Raw genomic sequence first — 24,836 nt, 5'->3', positions numbered from 1 at the left:
AATGCATCCAGTCCGTAAGCAACGCCTTTGGGTGGTTCTCAGTATTGTGCTGTTCTCTTCGGCGGCAGTTGGGCTTGCTGCTTACGCCCTGCGTGGAAACATAAACCTGTTTTATCCACCGGTTGAAGTCGCGGCGGGGAAGGCCCCCGTCGACACGCCCATCCGTGTGGGTGGGATGGTGGTAGATGGGAGTGTTTGGCGGTCCGATAAGTCCCTGGAAATGCGTTTTTCGGTCACCGACTATCGTGCGACGGTTGAAGTGGTCTACGAGGGTATTCTCCCGGATCTCTTCGCGGAAGGAGAGGGTGTCGTGGCATCAGGGCGTCTCGGTGCGGACGGTGTGCTCCGCGCCGATGAGGTTCTGGCAAAGCATGACGAGAACTACATGCCTCCGGAAGTCGCCGAGGCTTTGAAAAACAGCGCCACCGCTGGAGTCAGTCAATGATTCCTGAGTTGGGTCACTTCGCTCTGGTAATTGCCCTCCTGATGTCGGTTGCTTTGACGATTGTTCCTTTGTGGGGTACGTGGCGCGGTAACTACGCAGCCATGCGTTTGGCACCGACACTAGCGACAGCGGTGACGGTGTTTTGCCTTATTAGCTTCGTCTGTTTGGCTATCGCCTTTTTACAGGACGACTTCTCCGTGAAGGTCGTCGCCTCAAACAGCAATAGCCTGTTACCACCTATTTATAAATTCTCAGCCGTATGGGGGAACCATGAAGGCTCTTTGCTACTTTGGGTGCTTATTTTATCCTTCTGGCTTGCAGCGGTAGCCACCTTTAGCCGCGGCTTGCCGACGGTGATGCTCGCTCGCGTGTTGTCGGTTATGGGCTTTATTGGCGTTGGCTTTACTTCGTTCTCACTCTTCACGTCGAATCCGTTTGAACGCCTGTTACCAGGGGTTCCCGCCGATGGCAACGATCTCAACCCCTTGTTGCAGGATCCGGGGCTAATCATCCATCCTCCGCTGCTCTACATGGGGTACGTGGGCTTCAGTGTCGCGTTTGCTTTCGCCGTGGCAGCCTTGATGGGAGGGCGTCTAGATGCCGCTTGGGCACGATGGTCGAGGCCCTGGACGAATGTCGCTTGGGCGTTTCTGAGCCTGGGAATTATGCTGGGCAGCTGGTGGGCCTATTACGAACTTGGTTGGGGCGGTTGGTGGTTTTGGGATCCGGTGGAGAATGCGTCGTTCATGCCGTGGCTGGCGGGCACCGCGCTTATCCATTCCCTTGCCGCGACAGAGAAGCGGGGCCTGTTTAAGAGCTGGACTGTGCTTCTGGCTATTTTTGCCTTTTCGTTGAGTCTTTTAGGGACGTTTTTAGTGCGCTCCGGTGTCCTTACCTCGGTACACGCGTTTGCCGCGGATCCCGAGCGTGGACTGTTTATCCTAGTCTTTCTCGCACTGGTCGTAGGCGGTTCTCTTACCCTTTATGCGGTGCGTGCGCCCTCAGTGAGAAGTCGCATCGGTTTTGGAACGGTGTCTCGAGAGTCACTGTTGCTCGTCAACAACGTTGTGTTTCTCGTGGCGACGCTGACAGTACTCTTTGGAACATTGTTCCCCTTGTTGATGGACGCCTTGGGACAGGGCAAATATTCCGTGGGCGCTCCCTACTTCAACGCCGTGTTTGTTCCCCTCATGGCCTGCTTGGTGCCGTTTATGGGTGTGGGGCCAATTTCCAAATGGCGTGATGACAGTGTCTATCGCTGGCGCAGCCGCATGCTTGTACCCGCGGTTGTGGTTCTTGCCTGCGGTGTCAGTCTTCCTCTGTTGAGTGACCAGGGCTACAACGTTTGGGTGGCGTTGGCGGTGGTGCTGGCTGGATGGTTGATTGCCGGTCTTGTTCAGGATTTTCGTGAACGCACACGCAACAGCCCCGGTGTGCTGCGAGGCCTCCGTCGCCAGTCTCCTAGTTACTGGGGCATGGTTATGGCTCATTGTGGCTTTGCGATGGCAATCATTGGCGTCATCGCCACTTCTCAGTACAGCATCGAACGCGATCTACGTATGGCGCCGGGAGATTCAGAAATCCTTGCGGGTTATCGCTTCGAGTTTATCGAGACTGTGCGCCTGCGCGGCGCAAACTATCTAGCTGACGGCGCTCGTTTCGTGGTGTATCGAGATACCCAACAAGTCAGCACGATGCTCGCAGAAAAACGGCGCTATCTGGCGTCAGGTTCTGTGATGACCGAAGCCGCTATCGATGGCGGTTTGTTTCGGGATCTTTATGTAGCCATGGGGGAGCCCGTGGGTAGTGAGGGTGCCTGGGCCATACGCTTGCACTACAAACCGATGGTGCGATGGATGTGGTTGGGAGCGATATTTATGGGAGCGGGAGGCTTGCTCACTGTGACGGATCGTCGCTACCGCCGTCAGGTAACTCAGAGTAGTGCGGTATCGGGGGCGTCGAATGTCGTCCAGGCTTAAACTGTTTGTCCCTCTAGGACTGTTTTTGCTGCTTGCGGTGCTGTTGTTTCGAGGCTTGTCCCTAGACCCTCAAGCCCTGCCTTCGGCGCTTATTGATAAGCCTCTCCCAGAGTTTACGCTGCCTGCACTCAGTGATGAGCAAACGCTGACAGACTCTGATCTTCTGGGTGCGCCCTTGCTGCTCAACGTTTGGGCGACCTGGTGTATATCCTGTCGCGTCGAGCATCCCTATCTCCAGCGCCTAGCTGATAAGGGGGTGCTGATCTACGGGGTGAACTACAAGGATGATTCAACGGCAGCGCGGGGCTGGCTTGAGCAGCTGGGTGATCCCTACCAGGAGAGCATAGTGGATGCCCAGGGGACCTTTGGTCTTGATCTTGGTGTCTATGGCGCGCCGGAGACCTACTTCGTCGACGCCAAAGGTGTGATTCGCTACCGCCACGTGGGTGTCATTGATGAGCGTGTGTGGACGGGGCGTTTAAAGGCTATCTATGACGCGTTGGCGACGCCAAGCGACTCCTGATGTTTAAAGAGGTTTTCCCCATGCGCTTTGGCATCATCGCGGTACTCTTGAGCGCCCTCTGGTCAACACCGATCCTTGCCGTCATAGAGACTTATGAGTTTTCGAGCCCGGAACTGGAGGAGCGTTACCGAGTCCTGAGCCAAGAGCTCCGTTGCCCCAAGTGCCAGAATCAGAATATCGCGGACTCTAACGCCCCCATCTCTCAAGACCTGCGTGCCCTCGTATACGCGCAGTTAGAAGAGGGGGCAACTGACGACGCTATCCTTGACGATATGGTGGCTCGCTACGGCGAGTTTGTCCGCTATCGGCCGGATACTCGCGGTGCGGCTATGTGGCTTTGGCTAGCCCCTGCGCTCATGCTTGCCGCGGGTGTTGTGTTGCTGTTTTTGCTGTTGCGAAGGGGGCGTGGTGGTGCGCAGCCCAGTAAGGAAACTCTCACGAAAGAAGAGCGTGAACGGCTAGAACAAATGATTAGCGACAAGGGTAATACTCCATGACGGGGTTTCTTCTCGGGGCTACCGTCCTATGCCTCATTGCTGCGGGGCTTTTATTGTCCCGTAAAAGCAGCGCTCCTCGCGCCGCTGATGCCAGCGATCCGAACCTGGGCTGGTATGTACAGCGCGAAAAAGAGCTTGAGGGGGAAGATACACAGCTCCTCGATGACGCTCGCTTACGCCTTCTAGAGGACGCTGGGGCTGGCGGCGTGGCGACTGAGCTCAATGATTCCGGTGTCAGGCGCCTGGGATTTGTACTGCTCGTTTCGGTGATCTTAGTTGCGGGGCTTATCTACCAGCAAGTGGGTTCGATGGAAGATGTGCTGATCTACGAGGAGCTGAGTCAGCTCACGCCTGAGGACTCTGACGCTACGCGAGAAGCGCTCCTCACTCGCATCGCACAGCGAAGCCGTGCTCGTGAAGACAACCTCCAATATCTGGGTCTCCTGGGGCAACTGTATATGGCTGGTGAAAACTTCCCAGCCGCCATGGAGAGTTTTGCTTTGCTCGCAGAGAAGGCTCCAGAGGATCCACAAGCGCTGGCTATGGCAGCGCAAGCACGTTTTCTGGCGTCGGATAGGGAGTTAGACGACGAGGCCCAATTGCTGGCGGAGCGTGCACTGGCTGTGGATCCGGGGCAACGTACTGCCCTGGGTTTGCTGGGTATGGCCTCTTTTGAGGTCGGTGCTTTCGGTACCGCTGTAAATTACTGGAGCCGGCTTCAGGCGCAGGAAGAGGCGGGGTCTCCGGGATACGAAATGCTTGCCCAAGCGATTGCGGTGGCCGAGGAGCGCGGTGGTCTCGCTTCTTCGGTTGCGCCAGCTAAGGAGGCGGATCAGTCCTCATCGGGTATTTCCGTTTCTCTGTCGCTACCGGGGGGAGAAGTTTTGGATCCTCAGGCTAGCGTTTTCGTGTTCGCACGACCCGCGGGCGCCGTGGGTGGTATGCCTATCGCGGTGCGTCGCTTGCGGGCGGGGCAGCTTCCCATCAGTTTTCGACTAAGTGACGGAGATTCCATGGCGGGCCAGTTGCTGAGTCAGGCCGGGGACGTCGTCGTGTCAGCCCAGATCTCACTGAATGGCCAGCCCGGTGCGGCGAACGCTGCGTATACGGGAGCGGCAGCGCCAATCTCTGCAGGCGGTGACGATGCGGTGGTCCAGATCGAATGGAAAGCCGCTGGCCAGGGTGATTGAGCCTATTGCTCATCGGGCATAGTGTTATTCCCGCAAAGCAGATACACTACATCTAGTGGTCAGAATGTGTACAACGCTGCAGGTCGACACCCAAAAATATAATAAACATTCATAAAAATCATGCATTTACGAAGGAAAGTTAAAGTTAGATGCGTCTAAAGTCTATTAAGCTGGCAGGCTTCAAGTCCTTCGTGGATCCCACTGCGGTGCACTTCCCGAGCAATATGAGCGCCGTCGTTGGTCCCAATGGCTGCGGAAAATCCAACATTATTGATGCCGTTCGATGGGTTATGGGTGAGAGCTCCGCGAAGAACCTCCGCGGCGAATCCATGGCCGACGTTATTTTTAACGGATCGGGCAACCGTCAGCCGGTGGGGCAGGCGTCGATTGAGTTGGTGTTCGACAACAGCGATGGCGGTGTTGGAGGTGAGTACGCAAGCTACGCTGAGATCGGCATTCGGCGTCAGGTAACGCGAGACGGGCAGTCCGAGTACTTTTTGAACGGCACCAAGTGCCGGCGGCGAGACATCACCGATATCTTTTTGGGTACGGGGCTTGGGCCGCGCAGTTACGCGATCATCGAGCAGGGCATGATTTCGCGCCTGATTGAGTCCAAACCGGAAGAGCTTCGGATTTTTATCGAAGAAGCTGCGGGTATATCCAAGTACAAAGAACGGCGCAGGGAAACTGAGTCCAGGATGCGTCGCACCCTTGAAAACCTCGAGCGTTTAACCGATCTGCGCGATGAGCTGGAGCGGCAACTGCAACACCTTCAGCGTCAATCACAGGCTGCAGAGAAGTACAAGAACCTGAAGGCTGAGGAGCGTGCACTCAAACAGCAGTTGATGGCGGCGCAGCTGCGCGATCTTCAGGCACAGCACGCCGCGGCAGCGCACGAAGTTGGCGAGCACGAGGTGCGTTTGGAAGGGGTTTATGCGGATCAACAGCGCGTAGACACGGCACTGGAACAGCATCGTCTCACCCACAGTGAACGTAACGACGCGTTAGTAGAGGTGCAGGGGCGTTTTTATGCCATTGGTGCCGAAGTAAGCCGCGTTGAGCAGGAGATTCGTTACCAGGGCGAGAAAGCGGAACAGATTAACGATGACTTGAGAAGCACCGAGGTAGGCCTGCAACAGGCAAAGGCACATCTTGAAGAGGACGGAGATCGGCTCGCCGGCTGGGAAGAGGAGCTGGCTACTCTGGGGCCGGCTCTGGAGTCACAGCGGAGCACCGCTGCGAGCGCCAGTGCCGCTTTGGCGGATGCTGAAGCCAAAATGCAATCCTGGCAAGCGGATTGGGACGAGTTCAATCAAAAGGCCGCGGTACCCCGGCAGCAGGCTGAGGTGCAGCAGTCGCGCATACAACACCTAGAACATTCGTTGGCACGCCTGCAGAAACGCCTCGAGCAGCTGGATCAGGAGCGCGCGTCGCAGAACGATGGCGAGGCTGTCGAGATCCTCAATGGTCTGCACGGTGAGTTAGATATCGCCAACCAGGTGACCGAGGAGCTTGCCGAAAAGCTCCAGGGCTTTGAGGGCGACGTTACGCAACTGCGCAACCAGCGCCGCGAACGGCAGGAAGAGCTCAACACCGTTAGATCCAGCTTGCAGATACAGCGCGGCCGGGAAGCTTCGCTGGAGGCGCTGCAGCAGGCCGCAAAAGAGCGAGCGGAAGGCGGCAAAGTGGGTGATTGGCTGCGTCAAAGAGGTCTCAGTGATAACCCTCGTCTGTTGGATGACCTTCACGTTGAAGAGCGTTGGCAGCACGCGGTAGAAGTGGTGCTGGGCGGCGCTTTGCAAGGTATTTGTGTCGACAGCGTCGATTCCTTGGAAGCCGCACTGGGTGAGTTAGCTAGCGGTGACCTGACGCTGTTCGAGGTATCTGCCGACACCGCTTATGCAGAGAACTCACTCGCGGCGAAACTTCGTGGCGAGAGTGGCGCACGTGCACTGCTGGCCGGCGTTCGCTGCGCCGAAACGAGCGGGGAAGCCTTGGCGAATCGCGCGTTCCTTGCTCCTGGTGAGTCTCTTATCACGCCCGATGGGCGGTGGTTCGGTCGTAACTGGATCCGCTCTCTCAAAGGGGGCGAAAGTGAGTCAGGCCTGATTGCTCGGCAACAGGAACTTGAGGCGCTGAGCTCAGAAATTGAACAGCTTAGCCAAACAGAGTTGGCCGCGAAATCCGATCTTGCCAACACTGAAGAGCGACTGGCGACGGCGGAGCAGCAGCTTAAAGCGACGCGCGCAGAGTCAGATAATGCGGTTCGTACGCGATCTGATGTTTTGTCCCGTGTACGCGCTGAGGAAGCTAAGCAGGAGCAGGTGCTTGCCCGTCGAACGCGTCTCGACCACGAGGTGACCGAACTCCGCGCACAATTCGAACAGGAGCAGAGTGCGATTGGCGAAGCCCGCACCAAACTGTCATCGGCTATCGAAACAATGGATGGGAATACGGCGGATCGAGAGTCCCGGTTGGCAATGCGCGAGGGTTTGCGTAGCGCCCTTGATGCTGTCCGCAGCGAGGCGCACCAAAGCCGTGACGCGTCTCACCAAGCTGCCCTCCGTCATCAATCATTGGTTACGCAGAGTGAGACTATTCGTAGCGCGCTGGTTCGCAGTAAAGAACAGGTTGAGCGTCTCGGAGAGCGCCTTGAGACTTTGCGAGGTGCGCGCCTTGAAAACGACGAACCCCTCGAAGGTTTGCGAGAAAATCTCGAAGAGCAATTAGCACTTCGGCTGGAGTCCGAGACTCGACTGACGACCGCGCGTCAGGCTCTGGCAGATATAGAGCACACTCTGCGTGAGGCAGAGCAAGAGCGAATGCAGATCGAGCAACGTGCAGCGAGCCTGCGTGAGAAACTTGAGTCACGGCGCTTTGCGTTTCAAGGGCTAGAGCATCAGCAGAACACGATGCAGGGGCAGCTCGAAGAATTGGGGGGCAACCTTGAGACCTTGCTTGCCGAACTCCCCGACGAGGTTGATATGTCAGCATGGCAAGGCGAGTTGGAACGTTACGCTAACCGTATTGCCAGATTGGGCCCCATCAACCTCGCCGCGGTTGACGAGTATCAACAACAGTCCGAGCGAAAGCGTTACCTCGATGCGCAAAATGAAGATCTTGAGTCTGCCCTCGCAACTCTTGAGGCGGCGATTCGAAAGATCGACAAAGAAACCCGAAATCGATTCAAAGACACTTTTGATCAAGTAAACGCGGGTCTTCAGGAGCTGTTCCCACGAGTGTTTGGTGGCGGTGCAGCGAGTCTCGAAATGACAGGCGAAGATTTGCTGGATACCGGCGTGTCTATCCTTGCGCAGCCACCGGGTAAGAAGAACAGTACGATCCATCTCCTTTCAGGTGGAGAGAAGGCCCTTACCGCGATCGCGTTGGTATTTTCGATATTTCAGCTTAATCCAGCACCATTTTGTATGTTGGATGAGGTCGATGCGCCATTAGATGATGCTAACGTGGGCCGTTACGCACGCATGGTCAAAGAAATGTCCGAAAAGGTGCAGTTCGTCTTTATCACCCACAACAAGATCACCATGGAAATGGCGGATCAGCTCATGGGTGTGACGATGCATGAGCCCGGTGTTTCGCGTCTGGTGACCGTGGATGTAGAAGAAGCCGCAGAGTTGGCGGCGAGCTAGAATCACGCGAGCGCCCTCGCGCGTTTGGCTCATAGATGTTGGGGAGGAGTAAACAAACCCGTGCCTGAAGTAACTTTGCGCGACGGAATGGTACTTGTCGGGAGTCTTTTGATTCTCGCGGTGATGATTGACGCCTGGCGAAGAATGCGCAGCCAGCAGCGAGAACGTGTGCGCATGAAGCTTGCGCCAGAGAGTGAGGGGGCTGAGCCCGCTGATGATCTTGCCGTGTTTCGTGAGCTACCGAATGGTGGCGCGCGAATCGTTAGCCGCGAAGATCTTTTGGGAAGCGACGGCCTCGGTCCGTCAAGCGACAATCCTGCAGCGACGCCTTCACTTTCAAAGACACGTTCTTCTCCAACTTCTACTGGGTCCGAACGCACTGCGACGGTCGATAGTTCCAGTGACGTAGGTGAGGCAGATGCCTCGATTAGTGAACCGCCGGAAGCGACAGCAGAAGAAAACGATAGCTTGTCGTCGATGGCGGGAATGCGCGCTGATAGTGGCGAGCCGAGTAATCTCGACTGGCTCAATGATATTCCCTCGGAAGACGAGGATGATGGAACCGTCCTTGCGGAAACCCCGTCGCCTGTGGAAACCGAAGTTATTATTCTTCACGTGATGTCGCGCGACAGCGAGGGCTTTTCCGGCAAGGATATTCTGGAAATTTTATTGGCTTGCGATTTGCGCTTTGGCGATATGAACTTTTTTCACAGGCACGAGCAGCAGGCCGGTCGCGGGCCCATACAGTTCAGCGTGGCAAACATGCTACAGCCTGGTGTTTTCGATATCGATAACATGGACGCAATGCTCACGCGCGGGCTGGTGTTTTTCATTACCCTGCCCGGGCCAGAGGATATGACGCAGGCCTTTGACTATATGCTCGAAACAGCTCGGGTAGTTGCACGAAACCTGGGTGGAGAGCTGTTGGACGAATCCCGAAGCGTACTCACTACACAGGCCGTGGAGCATTCCAGGCAGCAGATTCGCGAGCTCGAACGGCGTTTACTAGCCCAGCGAGGCTAGTGATCAGCATGGCCGAGGACGACATCAAAGACCGGGTCCAGGGTCTGCGAAAACAGCTCGAACACTGGAATCACGAGTATTACGTGCTCGACGAGCCCAGTGTTCCTGATCAGGACTACGACAAAGCACTTCGAGAGCTTCAGAAGCTAGAAGGCAACTACCCAGAGTTACAGGACCCTGCGTCTCCGACGCAAAGAGTTGGCGCAGCGCCCTTGAGTGCGTTCGAAAGCGTCGAGCATCCCATGCCCATGCTGTCTTTGGACAACGCCTTCAGTGACGAGGAGCTTGGTGCTTTTCTCGGTCGTGTGGTCGATCGATTGGATGTGGATACTACTCCTGAGTTAGTAGCGGAGCCCAAGCTCGACGGTATCGCGGTGAGTCTCATTTATCGTGAAGGCATTCTGGTTCGAGCGGCTACCCGAGGTGACGGCAGTTTTGGCGAGGACATTACCCTCAATGTTCGCACCATTGGCTCGGTACCTCTGCGACTCCAGGGGGCTCAGTGGCCTCCAGAGGTGGAGATTCGGGGTGAGATATTTATGCCTCGGGCGGGGTTTGAGGCATTTAACGAGCAAGCCCGCCGTCTGGGGGAGAAGCCCTTCGTCAATCCTCGAAATGCCGCTGCGGGTTCCTTACGGCAGCTGGACTCTCAGATAACGGCGCGACGACCGCTAGAGTTTTGCGCTTACGCATCCGGTCAGCACCCGGAAGAGGGCTGGCCTGAGTCACACTGGGATGTTCTTCAGCTCTTTGCGAGTTGGGGAGTACCGATTAGTCGCTACGCTGAGCGCCTCGGCGGGCTTGCAGACTGTGTTGATTACTATCGTCGTTTGGGTGAACAGCGGGATGCCTTGAGCTTTGACATCGACGGCATCGTGTACAAGGTCAACGACTTTGCAGCCCAGCGAGAGCTCGGCTTTGTCGCGCGGGCACCCCGGTGGTCCATCGCCAGGAAGTTTCCTGCCCAGGAAGCGGTGACCAAGGTAAGCGGCGTTGAGTTTCAGGTAGGCCGGACCGGGGCAATTACGCCTGTGGCCCGTCTGGAGCCGGTGTTTGTCGGCGGGGTTACGGTCAGTAATGCGACACTCCACAACATGGATGAAATCGGGCGTTTGAATCTTCATCACGGCGATACGGTGGTGGTTCGCCGGGCGGGAGATGTCATACCACAGGTGGTTTCTGTGATTGAGGATCGACGCTTAGATAGCGCCCCGGTGATACAAGCACCACCCGAGTGCCCTGTTTGCGCGTCACCCGTAGAGAGCGTGGCTGGAGAGGCAACCCTTCGCTGCACGGGCGGGTTGATTTGTGCGGCGCAGCTTAAGGCTGCGGTGCGGCACTTTGCCAGCCGCCGCGCCATGGATATAGACGGGCTGGGCGAGAAAATTGTTGAGCAATTTGTCGACCGCGGTCTGGTCCGTGACGTGGCAGATTTGTTCAAGTTGGATCAGACCGCACTAGTATCTTTAGAGCGCATGGGAGAAAAGTCGGCGAATAAACTTCTGGCATCGATCGATGCCAGCCGTCAAACGACTTTATCCCGATTCATTTTTGCCCTTGGTATTCGCGAAGTTGGAGAAGCGACGGCGCTTGCATTGGCGAATCACTTTGGCACCCTAGAAGCAATCGGCGCTGCGGATCTTGAAGAACTGCTTGAAGTATCTGATGTCGGCCCCGTGGTGGCTGAACACCTGTTAGCCTTTTTTAAAGCGAGCGCTAATCAAGAGGTTCTTGATAGGTTGTTGGCTGCGGGCGTCTCCTGGCCAAAGGTCATGGTGGCACAAAACACGGGGGGAGCTCTCGAAGGGCAAACATGGGTAGTTAGCGGAAAGCTCGAAAGCCAATCCAGAGACGAAGCAGAAGAAGCCTTGCGCGCCTTGGGGGCGCGTACTTCCAAATCCGTATCCGGCAAGACCAGCGTACTCCTTGCCGGCCCCGGCGCAGGGAGTAAGTTGTCTAAGGCTGAATCGCTGGGTGTTGAGGTCATAGATGAGTCTGAATTCCTCAAGCGCGTGGAGGAGGCCAGTTCATGAGGCTGGCGCTCCCCAAACCATCGACAGTCGACTTGATGCCGGGCGCGAGCCTGTCATTGGTGTTGGTTGTGGTGTTGAGCGGCTGCGCCACTTCACCACCGGCAGATGTGAACAACGTCTGCAATATCTTTGATGATAAGCGGGGCTGGTATGAAGATGCCCGAGATGCCGAAAAGGCCTGGAAGAGCTCAATTCCGGTGATGATGGCCATCGTTCATCAGGAATCCCGATTTGTCGCCAATGCAAAACCGCCACGAAAAAAGATCTTGGGCTTTATCCCCGGGCCACGCCCCTCAGATTCCTACGGTTATAGTCAGGCTCTCGAGTCGACCTGGGAAGGCTATCAGCGTTCGGCAGGTCGCTACGGCGCGGACAGAGATGACTTTGGAGACGCCATCGATTTCGTAGGTTGGTACAACCATCAGTCATATCGTCGAAATGGCATTCAAAAGACTGATGCCTATCGTCTCTACCTGGCCTACCACGAAGGCCACGGAGGATATGAGAGAGGCACTTACCGTTCCAAGGACTGGTTGCTGGGTGTCGCCAGAAAAGTGTCGGACCGGTCGGCAAGCTATGAGCGTCAGTTGGCGGGCTGCCGAGAACGTCTCGAAAAGGGAAGGGGCTGGTTTGACTGGTTCTGAATGTGACATTTCTGTGGCGAAAAGTCCGTCTACTGTCATCTTTGTGTCATATGGGGATTGCAAGATTCACCGCTTCAACGGTCCTGCGGGAGAGTAGGGATGAGCGAGCGAACAGTTCTTGTGGTTGATGATGAGTTTGCTATTCGAGATATGTTACGAATGGCGCTCGAAATTGTCGATTACCGCTGTCTGGAAGCAGACAATATTCAGGATGCCCATGCCATCGTTGTCGATCAGCGGCCTGACATCGTGCTGCTGGACTGGATGCTTCCCGGTGGTAGCGGTATCGAGCTTTTACGTCGCCTCAAGCGGGATGACACCACGCAGGAAATTCCCGTGATTATGCTGACGGCAAAGACGGCGGAGGACAATGTGATTCAGGGTTTGGAGGTGGGAGCGGATGATTACATCACAAAGCCCTTTGCGCCCCGAGAACTCATTGCACGCATTAAGGCTTTGCTGCGTCGCTCAGGCGTTGGTGAAAGCGCGGACCGCATGCAGGTGTCGGAGCTAGTGCTCGATGGCAAGAGCCGTCGCGTATATCTGGCTGATGAACCCTTGGATATGGGCCCCACAGAATTTAATCTTCTGCAGTTTTTTATGTCCCACCCAGAGCGTGCCTACAGTCGCAACCAGATGCTCGACCAGGTGTGGGGGGCTAATGTGTATGTGGAAGAGCGCACCGTCGATGTTCACATCCGAAGACTGCGCAAGGCGCTGCAAGTGGAGGGCAAGGACTATAGCGGTCTGATCCAGACCGTCCGTGGTACCGGTTATCGCTTTTCATCCCGCGGAGTACCCGCCGGTTGAGTCTTGCTGGCAGCTGGCGTGCTGAACTTCGTAAGCTGCTACTGGTTCTGGTCGCCTCGGGGGTACTGGGGTGGCTGACGGGTTACACGCTCGAAATGCTTTGCATTGGCCTTGCGATACTTTCGGGTATTTGGCTTTGGCAGCTCTGGCTTATGCGCCGTTGGCTGGAAGATCCCGATCAAGCGCCCCCAGAAAGCGCGGGTATCTGGGGGCTGGTCTACGACACAATCTACGGCTTACAGCGCGAGAATCGCGAAGCCAGAGGACGACTGCAGTCCACCGTCGACTATCTGAGAAGCTCCTTTGCTTCGATGCGCGATGGCGTTTTGATTCTTACACAGAGTGGCGCCATAGAATGGTCTAACGATGCTGCTGAGGGACTGTTGGGTTTGCAGTACCCTCGGGATCAGGGGCAGCCGGTTTTGAATCTGCTGCGTTGGCCCGCGTTTCACGACTACTTCCTCAAAGGTGAATTTCAGCAGCCTTTGCAAATACCGAACTCGGGTAACAGCCGACAAATACTGCAGGTCGAGATCACTACTTTTGCAGGCGGAGACTTCTTGTTGTTTTTCCGCGATGTCACAAGAGTGGTGCAGATGGAGCAGATGCGTCGCGACTTCGTGGGCAACGTATCTCATGAATTGAGAACGCCTCTGACGGTCTTCAAAGGTTATCTGGATACCTTGTCTGCGAGTGAACTATTTGAGGACGCTCGATTCCAGAAGGCAGCGGGGCAAATGGACATGCAGGTACAACGCATGGAAAACCTGCTCACGGATCTTCTGTGGCTGAGCCGCATCGAGACCGTTAGCGAGGATCGCGAGACGGGTGAAGTGAACATGGTTGCGATGCTCGAAGAATTGCGCGAAGAGCTTCGGTCCAGCCATCCAGAGCGGCTGGTCGTTCTTGAAATGAAAACAACCGAGCTGGTTACGGGTAACTATCGCGAACTGCGAAGCGCTGTTTCAAATTTGGTGATCAACGCCCTGAAGTACAGTGGGGACGACGATCCGGTACGGGTCAGCTGGGAGCGGGAGGGCGAGGCCCTCGTCCTGAACGTGGTGGACTCCGGCGTGGGTATTGATGAGCAGCACATTGCCCGGGTTACAGAGCGATTCTACCGTGTGGATGAGAGTCGAAACGCGCGCACCGGAGGCACGGGTCTTGGTCTCGCCATCGTAAAGCACGTTGCAGCATCCCACCGCGCTGAGCTGAATATCACGAGTGAACCCGGTCGCGGGAGTTGCTTCTCTTTACATTTCCCCTTGTGAAATCTCACGACTTCTTAAGAACGCAGGTTCTGCTGCTGGCCCTATTTTTCTTTCCGGCGGCAGATGGTGCTGAGCCACTGACGGGGAAGTTGGTCAGCACAGGCTCCGACACCATGGGATCTCTAACTTCAATCTGGGCGGAGCTCGTAACTGCGCAACATCCCAGGCTATCAGTACAGGTTCGAGCCATCGGATCTGGTGCGGCGCCGACGGCCCTTGTTCAAGGGACAGCAGATATAGGACCCATGAGTCGGCCTATGTCTCCCGAAGAGATCAATGCTTTTGCTCGAAAGTACGGTTATGCGCCTACCGCGGTGCCCGTTGCTCAGGATGCCCTTGCTGTTTTCGTGCATAGAGAGAACCCCTTGGACAGCATCACCACGGCTCAGCTTGATGCAGTATTCTCAGGCACCAGGCGCTGCGGCTATGAAAAGCCGATTCGCGCTTGGGGCGATCTGGCACTGAGTGCGCCCTGGAGTCAGAGAGTGATCAGTGTCTATGGTCGAAGCGCTGCCTCTGGAACCTACAGTGTTTTTCGTAGTCAGGTGCTTTGTGCCGGTGACTTTGCTGTGTATCTTAATCGTCTTGTGGGCTCATCAGCTGTAGTGAGAGCTGTAGCGATGGACGACCACGGTATAGGCTACGCGAGCGCGGGTTACCTGAACGCAAGTGTAAAGAGGTTGCGCGTCATTCAAAGCGGAAGTGTGGACGAAGCAAAACTATCCAGAAGATTGTTTGTATACATCAATCGTCCTCCTAATAAACCCGTCGACACACTGACGGCTGCTTTTCTGGAAGTAGCATTCAGTATCGAGGGGCAGCGAGAAGTCGCGCGCTTGGGCTATGACGCTCTCACGGCCAGTGAGATCGAAGGTCTGCGTTCAGAGTTAGGCTTAAGCGGTGGTTGATGCCCCGTCAAAAATAGCGACACGCCGTCGTGCAAGAGATCGCTTGGCGACCGTTGCTATCGGTGCCGCCGGCGGTACGGTCATTATTACGATTCTGCTGATATTGGCGTACTTGCTGTACGTGGCTTTGCCCCTAATGAGTGTCGCAAAGTTGGCCGCACCTTCCTCACAAAAGCTGCCCTTGGAAACTGAGGTTGTGGTGGCCGGGGGCCGGCTGCTTAAGTTGCCGGCGGGTATTGTCACCCCGAACGGTAGACTACGCAGCACAGATCAGCACACCGTTTACTTAAGTGGTCACGACTTATATGTGCTAACGACCCCGGCGCTGGTTGCCGAGGAGGGGCAGGAAATTGCCGAACTGGAGTTGCGACTTAGGATCCGTGTAGGTGCTGTATCGTCACAGAATCTGAGCATCGCTAGTGTCGGCCCACGGCTGCTCTACGCCTTCTTTGATGAAGAAGGCCGCCTCGTAGCGGGTGAAGTGAATACGTCCATTGATGACGAAGCCGCAGTTCACCGCTTTGCTCCCCTAGACGGGTTGCTCGCCGGCGGCGTAATCCGCGTGGATGCGGCGTCGAGAACAATCGTTGTTGTGAAAGACCGCTCATATGTGTGGTGGCAACCCAATCGTGAAGCGGAGCGAGCGGTACGGGGTTCACTGGAAGGGCTTGATAGCCCATCCAAGCGTGTCGCCTGGGGCCCAAACTACGAAACTCTATTGATAGTAGATGAGTTGAACCAGCTGCATCGCTTTGATGTGGCTCGCCCGTCGTTGCCGTCATTGGGGGAGCCGCAACCGACATTTATGCAGGTGCGATGGCTAAAGAGTGAGTCTCGGCGTCGGGTAAGCTACTTGCTTGGCGAGGATGGGGAGCTTGCCGTTGTGGTGCCAAGCAGCGGTGAAGAACTTCTTCGAAGAACCGTTCCCGAGCTTGCGGGCACCGGAGACTTCGGCATCGTCGCGGATGGCAGCGCAGTTTATCGCATCACTGATGCCGATTTGATCAGCGTAGGCATTCGCAATCCTTTTCCTGAAACAGGGTGGAGGAGTCTTTGGTTACCTCAGTGGTTTGGCGCCTACGATGCACCAGCGCACTTCTGGCACCCTGACGGTGCGGCCATTGGTGCTCTGTCCAAGTTAAGCCTATCGCCGCTACTTTTCGGAACGTTTAAAGCAGCGCTTTACGGAATGCTTCTGGCTGTACCTCTCGCCTTGGGAGCCGCGGTTTACACAGGATATTTTCTGCCTCCACGTATCCGAAATCGCATCAAGCCGAGTATCGAGATTCTCGAAGCGTTCCCGACGGTAGTGTTGGGCTTTATTGCAGGTCTGTGGCTGGCCCCTCTGTTGCTGGATTATCTGCTGCCTATACTGTTACTCCCGGTGCTTTTATTGGGGCTCCCCATCCTGCTGTCACTGATTCACTTACTGTTGCAGCTCCTCTCACCGAGGTTTCAGCGTCGGCCGCCGAGAATGGCGATTGTTGCCATCGTGTATTTAGCCGCAGTTGCGCTGCTTGTCATGAACGCTTCTTACTTTGAGAGCTGGTTGTTTGAGGTCTCATTGCGTGACTGGCTTTGGCGCGAGTGGGGGATAGCTTACGAGCAAAGGAATGCGTTGTTAGTCGGCATGGCGATGGGCGTTGCAATTACGCCAGTGATGTTTTCCATCGTAGAGGACTCAATCTTTGCGGTTCCTCGTAGTCTGTCCGACGGCAGCCTTGCCCTGGGCGCTACGCGCTGGCAGTCCCTCGCGAGGGTGGTTCTCCCCGCGGCGTCTCCGGCAATACTGTCGGCACTTCTGATTGGTCTGGCGCGAGGTCTCGGGGAAACGATGATCGTGCTTCTTGCGACGGGGAATACTCCGTTGATGGACCCTGGTGCCTTTTCAGGCCTCCGTAGTCTAAGTGCAAGCATCGCCGTGGAGCTACCCGAAGCAGGGTCAGAGAGTGTCCAGTTCAGACTGTTGTTTTTAGCGGCACTGGTGCTCTTTGGCCTAACATTCATTTTGAACACCGTCGCCGAACTTTTCCGTCAGCGGTTGCGCTATGCCTATGCCAACCGCTAAGCCGTTAACCAATGTGTCGACTCTTCAGGCTGGAGTGCGGCGAGCGGAGCCTATGGTTTGGCTAAGCGCCGGGGCAGTAGTGTTTGCATTACTGGTTTTGTTCGGTCTTTTATCGCTGCTTGCGACTCGTGGCTTAACGCATTTTTGGCCGCAGCCATTGTTGCTCTTGCAAAGTGTCGAATCGGGCCCGCAGACGCAGTTGGGTGTCATCCTTGATCAAGAGCCTGCAGGTTTGCAGGGGCTCAATCGCATTTTGCTCCATCGTGGGGCTGAAGATTTTTTCGACTCTCCGTTGGTCTGGATTGACGAGGCGGGTCTCAGTGATCGAAGGGCCCCGGTGAATGCGTTGGCTATTGAGCGTGAAGGGCAGGGGCCTATCTTCGGCTTTGCGCTCAATGTAAAAGGCTCAGAACAGTCGCAGGCTCTTGGTGACCTGTCTCCTGATGCACAGGTCGCCATTATCGAGGACGCGACAGAAAACCTTGCCTTATCACCGCTAAGCGGCAGTTTTTTACAGGTTCGGCTCGCGTCAGGTCTTATCGTGGAGATTCCCTTAAGCGCGATCAGGACGGCCTTTGCCCCTAACGCTATGAATCTCCCGGAAAAAGCCACGCACTTTTTGTCCGCTATTGGCCGATTTTTAAGTGAGTCCCCCCGGCGCAGTAACATTCAAGGGGGCGTGTTCCCCGCGATATTGGGAACGGTTGTACTGGTTATTTTGATGGCGCTTATTGTTTCTCCTCTGGGAGTTCTTGCGGCGATCTATCTTCAAGAGTACGCCCAGCGTGGCCCGTTGACGCGTTTGGTTCGTATCGCCGTCAACAACCTGGCCGGGGTTCCCTCCATCGTTTACGGGGTTTTCGGTTTGGGATTCTTCGTATATGCCGTTGGCGGGTCGCTGGACTCGTTGCTCTTTGAGGACAGGCTTCCCGCGCCTACGCTCGGTACGCCGGGTATGCTGTGGTCCGCGCTGACTATGGCTTTGTTAACGCTTCCGGTAGTTATTGTGTCAACAGAAGAGGGCCTGGCGCGTGTGCCTAGCAGTCTGCGCGAGGGAAGCCTCGCTTTGGGTGCCACGCGCGCAGAAACCTTATGGCACGTAGTCTTGCCAGCGGCGTCACCCGCGGTGCTCACGGGACTGATTTTGGCAGTGGCGAGGGCAACTGGTGAAGTTGCGCCGTTGCTGTTAGTGGGCGTCGCCAAGTATGCGCCGGGCTTGCCAGTGAGCGGAGAGTTTCCGTACGTACATTTGGATCGACAGTTCATGCATTTGGGGTTCTCGGTGTACGACCTCGGGTTCCAAAGTACACACATTGAAACTGTAGAGGGGCTGGTTTTCGCCACAGCCCTGCTATTAGTGGTTATTGCTTTGCTTTTGAATATTGCCGCAGTTTTGTTACGAAGTCGTTTGCGCAACGCCTTTAAACCACAGGAAGCCGTTTAGATGAAAAGCCACAGTATCGATGTGAAGGCTCTTAAACGGGCTCCGACTCCTTCCAGGGATTCTGACGTCTGTCTGCAGGTAGACGACTTGAGCCTGCACTACCAACGGAGTCAGAATGTGGCGCTGCACAATGTCAGCCTGGAGATCCCAAGACAACGCGTGACAGCGTTCATTGGCCCTTCAGGCTGCGGTAAGTCGAGTCTCCTGCGGTGTTTTAACCGCATGAATGACCTCATTGAGGGAAGTATCATTAGTGGGCATGTGTGGCTTGATGGTGAAGACGTGTACGCGAAAGGCGTCGACGTGGCGACCTTGCGCAGACGTGTTGGCATGGTCTTTCAATCTCCCAATCCCTTTCCAAAGAGTATTTACGAAAACGTTGCCTTCGGCCTGAGAATTCAAGGTCTCAACAAAAAAAGAGTCTTGGATGAGTTGATTGAAAAGGCTTTAAGGTCTGCTGCATTGTGGGATGAGGTTAAGGATCGTTTGGACGCGAATGCTGTCGTACTATCGGGAGGGCAGCAGCAGCGGTTGGTGATTGCCCGGGCGATTGCGGTAGAGCCTGAGGTGCTGTTGCTCGATGAACCCGCATCAGCGCTCGATCCCATTTCGACCTTGCGTATCGAAGAGCTCATTTATGAGCTGAAGACCCGATACACGATTGTGATTGTCACGCACAACATGCAGCAGGCGGCACGTGTTTCTGACATGACTGCCTTTATGAACCTGGGGCGATTGGTGGAGTTTGGAGAAACCGATACACTCTTCACTAATCCTCGCGAATCCCAAACAGAAGACTACATTACCGGGCGCTACGGTTAGCAGCGTCTGATCAAGAGCTTGAGGAGCACAAGTGCAGGGCGATCAGCACAGGCAGCATATTTCTGGCCAATTCAATGCGGAACTGGATGCCATGAAGAATCACCTTCTGGAAATGGGCGGCCTTGTCGAGCAGCAGCTGAGCCGTGCAATGGTGGCGCTTCTTGCTCGCGATAGCGGTCAAGCGGAGTTGGTTGTGCAGGCCGATCAACAGATCAATGATATGGAGCTGCAGATTGACGAGGAGTGCTCAAGAATTTTGGCGCGGCGACAACCCGCTGCCAGTGATCTCCGTCTAGTGCTTGCGGTAGCGAAGTCTACGACCGATCTTGAACGTATTGGTGATGAAGCTACTCGCATTGCCCGTCAGGCAACAAAGCTCTCAGAGTTGCCTCCGTCGTCGGGCACTACCCCGGAGTACCGGTTCATCAGCAACCATGTTGGCGCCATGCTTCGACAGTCTTTGGATAGCTTTGCTCGTCTTGATATCACTAAAGCGATTGACGTAGTCCTTGATGAAGGGACTATTGATGAACAGCGTGAGGCAGCAATGCAGAGTCTGGTGAATCTGATGAAGGACGATTCGCAAAGTATTGACGGTGTTGTTCACGAAATGTGGGCGCTTCGTGGGCTGGAGCGCGTAGGCGCCCACGCAACGAATATCGCTGAACAGGTGATATATCTGGTGCTCGGTCGAGACGTTAGGCACATGAGGTCGGGAGAGCTGCAGGCTCTCCTTGAATCGAATGGAGCAGAGGAGAGGTCATGAGTCGGCGTTTTTGGAACGACCTGACAGTGCAGCTGGAGCCCTACACGCCGGGAGAGCAGCCGCAGCTTAATAACTTACTCAAGCTCAACACCAACGAGAGCCCTTATCCGCCGTCTGAGCGGGTGATGGAAGCCCTGAGAGGTCTCAGCGGTGATGACTTGTTGCGCTACCCCGACCCTGGTTCCGTGGCCTTGCGTGAGGCAGTAGCCGAGTTTCATGGTATCGCCCCGGACTGCATATTTGCCGGTAACGGATCAGATGAAGTGTTATCCCATGTGTTTCAAGGACTCCTGAAACAACAGCGGGAGCTTCTTTTTCCGGATATCAGCTACAGTTTTTACCCCGTGTGGTGCCAACTCCATAGCGTGCAGTACCGACAGGTACCCCTGCGCAGCGACTTCAGTATCGCGGCGGAAGACTACGATCCGGCGGCGGCAGCGGTTATCTTTCCGAATCCTAATGCGCCCACGGGACTGATTACTGAGCTGTCGACGATTCGTGAGTTTCTGGAAGCGGCTCCCAACCGACTGGTAGTGGTAGACGAGGCTTACATAGACTTCGGCGGAGAGTCCGCTATCGCATTGTTGCCTGAATATGACAACCTGCTTGTCGTGCAGACTTTGTCAAAGTCCCGGGCCTTGGCTGGACTGCGCATAGGCCTGGCGTTTGGTAATCCCGAGCTTATTGAGGGGCTCGTGCGAATCAAAGACAGCTTTAACTCCTACCCCATAGGGGTCGCTGCCCAACGCGCCGCAGCGGAGGCATACCGCGATCGGGAGTACTTTGAGCAGTGTTGTGCTCGCGTTGTGGCTACAAGGGACGATTTATCCCAATCGTTGAAAACGATGGGATTCGAAGTGCTTCCTTCTGCTGCGAACTTCCTCTTCATTAGACACGAAACGGTGTCCGGCAAGGCCATTTTTGATGCGCTGCGAGCGGAGGGCGTTATCGTACGTCGTTGGGACAAGCCGCGTATCGAAGACTACCTCAGGGTTAGCGTAGGCACCGCCGAGCAGTGTCTGCGGCTTCGGGAGGTGGTGCAGGGGATATTGCAGAAAGCGCTTGAGTAATTGAGGCCAGAATAGCTAGTCGAAGCCAGCCCGGCCTAGCGACGCAGAAGGCAGGACTCAGCAGCGCTCGAGGATTACGCTGCCTATGCTGTAGCCTGCGCCAAAGGAACAGAGCACTCCGCGCTCGCCGACTTCAAAATCACCATGGTGTTTGTGGAAAGCGATGACGGATCCCGCTGAGCTTGTATTTGCATACTCGTCGAGTATCACCGGAGCCTCTTCAGTATTGGCATCTCGACCAAGCACCCGTTTTGCGATCAGTACGTTCATGTTCAAGTTGGCCTGATGTAGCCACAAACGCTTCAGGTCTGTTGGCTCGATATTCAGGCTGGCCAACTGCTCATTAATCTGAGTTGCTACCGCCGGGCAAACTTCCTTGAAGACCTTGCGCCCTTCTTGAACGAATAGCTTGTCGGCTTTTCCTACGCCCTCGTCGTCGCCGCGATTGAGAAAGCCAAAATTGTTGCGGATATTGTTGGAGAACATGGTCTGCAGCCGACTATCCAGTACCTTAAAGTTATCCCCCGAGCTGCTGGGTTCGTCGCTGATGATCATCGCTGTGCAAACATCGCCAAAAATGAAGTGCGAGTCGCGATCTCTAAAATTCAGGTGCCCGGTGCAGATCTCCGGATTGACAACCAGCACGTGCCGGGCGCTACCGCTTCGTATGGCATCCCGGGCTTGTTGCAGTCCAAATGTTGCTGAAGAGCAAGCCACGTTCATATCAAAAGCGTAGCCGCTGCAGCCCAGAGCAGATTGAATCTCAACAGCCATGGCAGGGTAGGCGCGCTGCATATTAGAAGCCGCACAAATTACTGCATCCAAATCGGAGGCCTGTAGTCCAGCAGCTTCCAACGCCTGCTTAGACGCGGTGATCGCCATTTCGCACATTACGGATGGCTCATCGTTGGCGCGATCTTTGATGTTGGGCGTCATGCGATGGGGATCGAGTATGCCGTCTTTGTTGATGACATAACGGGACCGAATACCTGAGGCCTTTTCGATGAATTCAGCAGAAGAATGGGAGAGCGCTGGCATGTCGCCCTCAGCAATAGCTTCTGCGTTCTCGGCGTTATAAAGGTCGACAAACTGGTTGAAGCTCTCAACAAGCTCTTCGTTACTGATGGAGCTTGGAGGCGTGTATAGACCGGTGCCGGTCAGGTAGACCTCTTTTGAGTCTGTAGATGCCGACGTTTCGGGCATAGGTGCCTCTGCTTATTAAGTGATCGTGTTTAGCATTCGGGCGTTGCGAAGCGACCAAGACGCTCCCTAGCAACAAGTCGTAATTCTATCGTTTTAGAGCAGCTTAAGCACCCTGCGCGGGACTCGCTGTCCTTCGCGCAGGGAGAGCTGAACCGAAGTCGAGCTAGCTGCGGTCGTCGATACCCACGAAGTCACGCTGTGCGTGGCCCGTATAGAGCTGACGGGGTCTGCCGATGCGGTAGCTACCAGAAATCATTTCGTTCCAGTGCGCAATCCAGCCGACGGTTCTTCCTACCGCAAAGATCACGGTGAACATACTTGTTGGGATGCCGATGGCTTTGAGGATGATGCCGGAATAGAAGTCCACGTTGGGGTAGAGCTTCTTCTCAATGAAGTACTCGTCTTCCAGGGCGATTTCTTCCAGACGCTTGGCAATAGCGAGAAGTGGGTCATTCTCAATGCCCAGCTCTGCTAACACTTCGTCGGCGGCTTGCTTCATCACCTTTGCGCGCGGGTCAAAGTTCTTGTACACACGATGGCCAAAGCCCATGAGACGGAAGGGGTCTTCTTTGTCTTTGGCGCGAGCGACGTACTCATCGATGCGTGAAACATCGCCGATTTCTTCCAGCATGTTCAACACGGCTTCGTTCGCGCCACCGTGAGACGGTCCCCACAGCGCTGCGATACCTGCTGCAATACAGGCGAAAGGATTCGCTCCTGAAGAGCCGGCCAATCGAACGGTAGAGGTCGAAGCGTTCTGTTCGTGGTCTGCATGCAAAAGGAATACTCGATCCATAGCTTTCGCCAGGACGGGCGACACATTGCTTGGAGCGCAGGGTGTACCGAACATCATGTGCAGGAAGTTCTCTGCGTAGCCCAGACTGTTATCCGGGTACATGAAGGGCTGGCCGATGGAAAATTTGTAGCTCATTGCTGCCAGGGTGGGCATTTTCGCGATAAGTCTGAACGCCGCTACCTGTCGGTGGTGCTCGTCCGAGATGTCCAGGGAGTCATGGTAGAAGGCAGATAGTGCGCCAACTACCCCGCACATGATGGCCATCGGGTGGGCGTCGCGGCGAAAGCCGTTAAAAAACGTCCTGATCTGCTCATGAACCATGGTGTGGTTATGGACAGTGCTTACAAACTTTTCTTTCTGCTCGGCACTTGGAAGCTCGCCGTAAAGCAGCAGGTAGCAGGTTTCTAAATAATCAGACTCTGCCGCTAGCTGATCAATGGGGTAGCCACGATGGAGGAGGATCCCCTTACCACCGTCGATATAGGTTATTTCGGATTCACAGGCCGCGGTAGATACAAAGCCGGGATCATAGGTGAACATCCCTTTGCTCGTGAGGCCCCCTACGTCTACGACATCCGGCCCTATAGATCCTGAATAAACAGGCAGATCTACGGAGCCCTCAATGCCATCGATGGTAAGGGTTGCTTTCTTTTGACTCATGGGAAAACCCGCGTGTTTTCAGTGGGCCGCCAACTATAGACAGTGGCAAACGTTTGTCAATTCACAGAGGACGTTCTTGCGCTATGGCTTGCCCAATAACATCCAGTGCTTTGATCAGAGTCAATTGTAATGGACTTGGTGAATCTCTATACTCGCGCCGTTTTCTAGGGTATCGGGGCTGAATGAACACTCTTTCGGGCTCTGGTACGAAGCGAGTATTCACGGGGTCACGGCGCTTTCAGCGCGGCCAAGTGGTACTTTAGGGCCATTCCAGAGTCAGGAGCTGTCCGTCTGTGAAAGACAATCGTCCGGTTAACCTCGATATCGGTACTATCCGACTTCCTATCACTGCTTACGCATCGATTTTGCACCGGGTTTCCGGCGTGATTATGGTCGTGGCTTCTTTTCTTCTCCTTTGGGCGCTTGACCTCAGCCTTTCTGGCCCTGAGGGCTTTGCGAGTCTGGGTGAGCTATTTGGGAGCCCGTTGGTGAAGTTCGTGCTCTGGGGTATTGCTACGGCTTTGCTTTATCACAGCTTTGCAGGCGTTAAACACCTGATCATGGATTTCGGCATTGGAGAAACGATGCATGGCGGTGTGCTGGGCGCTCGTTTGGTGTTTGTATGTACCGCCGTTAGCGCGGTTTTGGTAGGGGTAGCATTATGGTAACTGCGGTCACGAGTCTTTCACGATCAGGTTTGTCCGATTGGTTGGTGCAGCGCGTAACAGCCGTTATCCTTCTGGCGTTTTTCGTGTTCGTAGGCGTCAAGTTCGCTACGGGCGTGGCTTACCTTGAGTGGACCGAGTTGTTTGCTCAGACTTGGATGAAAATTTTCACCATGCTGGCGATTCTGTCGCTAGCAGCACATGCCTGGATTGGGATGTGGGGTGTGTTCACGGATTACCTCACAGAGCGTCTCATGGGCTCCCGGGGCAACGTGCTAAGAATTGGCCTTCAGCTTCTTACATCGCTGTCGCTGGTTATTTTTGTGATTTGGGGCATCCAGATAGTCTGGGCCTGAGTTTGGTTAAGAT

21 protein-coding genes are annotated in these 24,836 nt (G+C 55.3%); 19 read left to right on the top strand and 2 right to left on the bottom strand.

The window, feature by feature from the left end; translation table 11 throughout:
* The first annotated feature begins 1 nt into the window (after position 1).
* From ccmE to hisC, 17 genes are all read left to right on the top strand, one after another.
* Positions 2-445, top strand: coding sequence for a cytochrome c maturation protein CcmE (gene ccmE, locus R0137_RS12460; RefSeq protein WP_407326728.1), 444 nt, complete (start codon positions 2-4; stop codon positions 443-445).
* The gene (locus R0137_RS12455; protein WP_407326727.1) at positions 442-2,424 is read left to right on the top strand and encodes a heme lyase CcmF/NrfE family subunit; all 1,983 of its coding nucleotides are present in this window, start codon (positions 442-444) and stop codon (positions 2,422-2,424) included. The genes ccmE and R0137_RS12455 overlap by 4 nt, the downstream gene beginning before the upstream one ends.
* Positions 2,408-2,947 carry a DsbE family thiol:disulfide interchange protein gene (locus R0137_RS12450; protein WP_407326726.1) on the top strand — a complete coding sequence of 180 codons (540 nt, stop codon included), beginning with the start codon at positions 2,408-2,410 and terminating at the stop codon, positions 2,945-2,947. Before R0137_RS12455 ends, R0137_RS12450 begins: the two co-directional genes overlap by 17 nt.
* A complete protein-coding gene (locus R0137_RS12445; protein WP_407326725.1) occupies positions 2,947-3,444 on the top strand; it encodes a cytochrome c-type biogenesis protein CcmH in 498 nt (165 codons plus the stop codon). Before R0137_RS12450 ends, R0137_RS12445 begins: the two co-directional genes overlap by 1 nt.
* Positions 3,441-4,634 (top strand): tetratricopeptide repeat protein, encoded by a 1,194-nt coding sequence (locus R0137_RS12440; RefSeq protein ID WP_407326724.1) that lies wholly within the window; start codon positions 3,441-3,443, stop codon positions 4,632-4,634. The genes R0137_RS12445 and R0137_RS12440 overlap by 4 nt, the downstream gene beginning before the upstream one ends.
* A gap of 149 nt (positions 4,635-4,783) precedes the next feature.
* Positions 4,784-8,284 carry a chromosome segregation protein SMC gene (smc, locus tag R0137_RS12435; RefSeq protein WP_407326723.1) on the top strand — a complete coding sequence of 1,167 codons (3,501 nt, stop codon included), beginning with the start codon at positions 4,784-4,786 and terminating at the stop codon, positions 8,282-8,284.
* A gap of 60 nt (positions 8,285-8,344) precedes the next feature.
* Positions 8,345-9,307: a cell division protein ZipA gene (gene zipA, locus R0137_RS12430; protein ID WP_407326722.1), complete on the top strand. Its 963-nt coding sequence runs from the start codon at positions 8,345-8,347 to the stop codon at positions 9,305-9,307.
* An 8-nt stretch (positions 9,308-9,315) separates the two neighbouring features.
* Positions 9,316-11,340, top strand: coding sequence for an NAD-dependent DNA ligase LigA (ligA, locus tag R0137_RS12425; protein ID WP_407326721.1), 2,025 nt, complete (start codon positions 9,316-9,318; stop codon positions 11,338-11,340).
* Positions 11,337-11,984 (top strand): hypothetical protein, encoded by a 648-nt coding sequence (locus R0137_RS12420; RefSeq protein ID WP_407326720.1) that lies wholly within the window; start codon positions 11,337-11,339, stop codon positions 11,982-11,984. Before ligA ends, R0137_RS12420 begins: the two co-directional genes overlap by 4 nt.
* Before the next feature lie 99 nt (positions 11,985-12,083).
* Entirely contained in the window at positions 12,084-12,794 is a 711-nt protein-coding gene (phoB, locus tag R0137_RS12415; protein WP_008295738.1) for a phosphate regulon transcriptional regulator PhoB, read from the top strand.
* Positions 12,791-14,065 carry a phosphate regulon sensor histidine kinase PhoR gene (phoR, locus tag R0137_RS12410; RefSeq protein ID WP_407326719.1) on the top strand — a complete coding sequence of 425 codons (1,275 nt, stop codon included), beginning with the start codon at positions 12,791-12,793 and terminating at the stop codon, positions 14,063-14,065. Before phoB ends, phoR begins: the two co-directional genes overlap by 4 nt.
* Positions 14,062-14,973 (top strand): phosphate ABC transporter substrate-binding protein, encoded by a 912-nt coding sequence (locus R0137_RS12405; protein WP_407326718.1) that lies wholly within the window; start codon positions 14,062-14,064, stop codon positions 14,971-14,973. The genes phoR and R0137_RS12405 overlap by 4 nt, the downstream gene beginning before the upstream one ends.
* Positions 14,974-15,016: 43 nt before the next feature.
* On the top strand, positions 15,017-17,041 hold the full coding sequence (locus R0137_RS12400; protein ID WP_407326717.1) for an ABC transporter permease subunit: 2,025 nt from the start codon (positions 15,017-15,019) through the stop codon (positions 17,039-17,041).
* Positions 17,022-18,485, top strand: a complete 1,464-nt coding sequence (pstA, locus tag R0137_RS12395) for a phosphate ABC transporter permease PstA (protein WP_407326716.1) — start codon at positions 17,022-17,024, stop codon at positions 18,483-18,485. Before R0137_RS12400 ends, pstA begins: the two co-directional genes overlap by 20 nt.
* Entirely contained in the window at positions 18,486-19,307 is an 822-nt protein-coding gene (pstB, locus tag R0137_RS12390) for a phosphate ABC transporter ATP-binding protein PstB (RefSeq protein WP_407326715.1), read from the top strand.
* A gap of 31 nt (positions 19,308-19,338) precedes the next feature.
* Positions 19,339-20,073: a phosphate signaling complex protein PhoU gene (gene phoU / locus R0137_RS12385; RefSeq protein ID WP_407326714.1), complete on the top strand. Its 735-nt coding sequence runs from the start codon at positions 19,339-19,341 to the stop codon at positions 20,071-20,073.
* Positions 20,070-21,143 (top strand): histidinol-phosphate transaminase, encoded by a 1,074-nt coding sequence (hisC, locus tag R0137_RS12380; protein WP_407326713.1) that lies wholly within the window; start codon positions 20,070-20,072, stop codon positions 21,141-21,143. Before phoU ends, hisC begins: the two co-directional genes overlap by 4 nt.
* A 57-nt stretch (positions 21,144-21,200) precedes the next feature.
* On the opposite strand, the gene R0137_RS12375 is transcribed toward hisC, so the two are convergent.
* Together R0137_RS12375 and gltA are read right to left on the bottom strand one after the other, a co-directional pair.
* Positions 21,201-22,346, bottom strand: coding sequence for a beta-ketoacyl-ACP synthase III (locus R0137_RS12375; protein ID WP_407326712.1), 1,146 nt, complete (start codon positions 22,344-22,346; stop codon positions 21,201-21,203).
* Positions 22,347-22,509: 163 nt separating this feature from the next.
* Positions 22,510-23,802: a citrate synthase gene (gene gltA, locus R0137_RS12370; protein ID WP_407326711.1), complete on the bottom strand. Its 1,293-nt coding sequence runs from the start codon at positions 23,800-23,802 to the stop codon at positions 22,510-22,512.
* Positions 23,803-24,095: 293 nt separating this feature from the next.
* Between gltA and sdhC the strand changes: the two genes are divergently transcribed.
* Positions 24,096-24,470 (top strand): succinate dehydrogenase, cytochrome b556 subunit, encoded by a 375-nt coding sequence (gene sdhC, locus R0137_RS12365; RefSeq protein ID WP_407326710.1) that lies wholly within the window; start codon positions 24,096-24,098, stop codon positions 24,468-24,470.
* Positions 24,464-24,823: a succinate dehydrogenase, hydrophobic membrane anchor protein gene (gene sdhD, locus R0137_RS12360; RefSeq protein ID WP_407326709.1), complete on the top strand. Its 360-nt coding sequence runs from the start codon at positions 24,464-24,466 to the stop codon at positions 24,821-24,823. The genes sdhC and sdhD overlap by 7 nt, the downstream gene beginning before the upstream one ends.
* The last annotated feature ends 13 nt before the right edge of the window (positions 24,824-24,836 follow it).

Source organism: Congregibacter brevis, from assembly GCF_045689245.1.
Lineage (GTDB): Bacteria > Pseudomonadota > Gammaproteobacteria > Pseudomonadales > Halieaceae > Congregibacter > Congregibacter brevis.
The sequence above is the reverse complement of the archived record's forward strand: the minus strand, read 5'-3'. Positions and strand labels throughout refer to the sequence as shown.

What these genes read in the sequence shown, in the direction of transcription:
- ccmE (WP_407326728.1), top strand. Translation starts at nt 2, where the DNA reads ATGCATCCAGTCCGTAAGCAACGCCTTTGGGTGGTTCTCAGTATTGTG.
- R0137_RS12455 (WP_407326727.1), top strand. Translation starts at nt 442, where the DNA reads ATGATTCCTGAGTTGGGTCACTTCGCTCTGGTAATTGCCCTCCTGATG.
- R0137_RS12450 (WP_407326726.1), top strand. Translation starts at nt 2,408, where the DNA reads ATGTCGTCCAGGCTTAAACTGTTTGTCCCTCTAGGACTGTTTTTGCTG.
- R0137_RS12445 (WP_407326725.1), top strand. Translation starts at nt 2,947, where the DNA reads ATGTTTAAAGAGGTTTTCCCCATGCGCTTTGGCATCATCGCGGTACTC.
- R0137_RS12440 (WP_407326724.1), top strand. Translation starts at nt 3,441, where the DNA reads ATGACGGGGTTTCTTCTCGGGGCTACCGTCCTATGCCTCATTGCTGCG.
- smc (WP_407326723.1), top strand. Translation starts at nt 4,784, where the DNA reads ATGCGTCTAAAGTCTATTAAGCTGGCAGGCTTCAAGTCCTTCGTGGAT.
- ligA (WP_407326721.1), top strand. Translation starts at nt 9,316, where the DNA reads ATGGCCGAGGACGACATCAAAGACCGGGTCCAGGGTCTGCGAAAACAG.
- R0137_RS12420 (WP_407326720.1), top strand. Translation starts at nt 11,337, where the DNA reads ATGAGGCTGGCGCTCCCCAAACCATCGACAGTCGACTTGATGCCGGGC.
- phoB (WP_008295738.1), top strand. Translation starts at nt 12,084, where the DNA reads ATGAGCGAGCGAACAGTTCTTGTGGTTGATGATGAGTTTGCTATTCGA.
- pstA (WP_407326716.1), top strand. Translation starts at nt 17,022, where the DNA reads ATGCCTATGCCAACCGCTAAGCCGTTAACCAATGTGTCGACTCTTCAG.
- pstB (WP_407326715.1), top strand. Translation starts at nt 18,486, where the DNA reads ATGAAAAGCCACAGTATCGATGTGAAGGCTCTTAAACGGGCTCCGACT.
- hisC (WP_407326713.1), top strand. Translation starts at nt 20,070, where the DNA reads ATGAGTCGGCGTTTTTGGAACGACCTGACAGTGCAGCTGGAGCCCTAC.
- R0137_RS12375 (WP_407326712.1), bottom strand. Translation starts at nt 22,346, where the DNA reads ATGCCCGAAACGTCGGCATCTACAGACTCAAAAGAGGTCTACCTGACC.
- gltA (WP_407326711.1), bottom strand. Translation starts at nt 23,802, where the DNA reads ATGAGTCAAAAGAAAGCAACCCTTACCATCGATGGCATTGAGGGCTCC.
- sdhD (WP_407326709.1), top strand. Translation starts at nt 24,464, where the DNA reads ATGGTAACTGCGGTCACGAGTCTTTCACGATCAGGTTTGTCCGATTGG.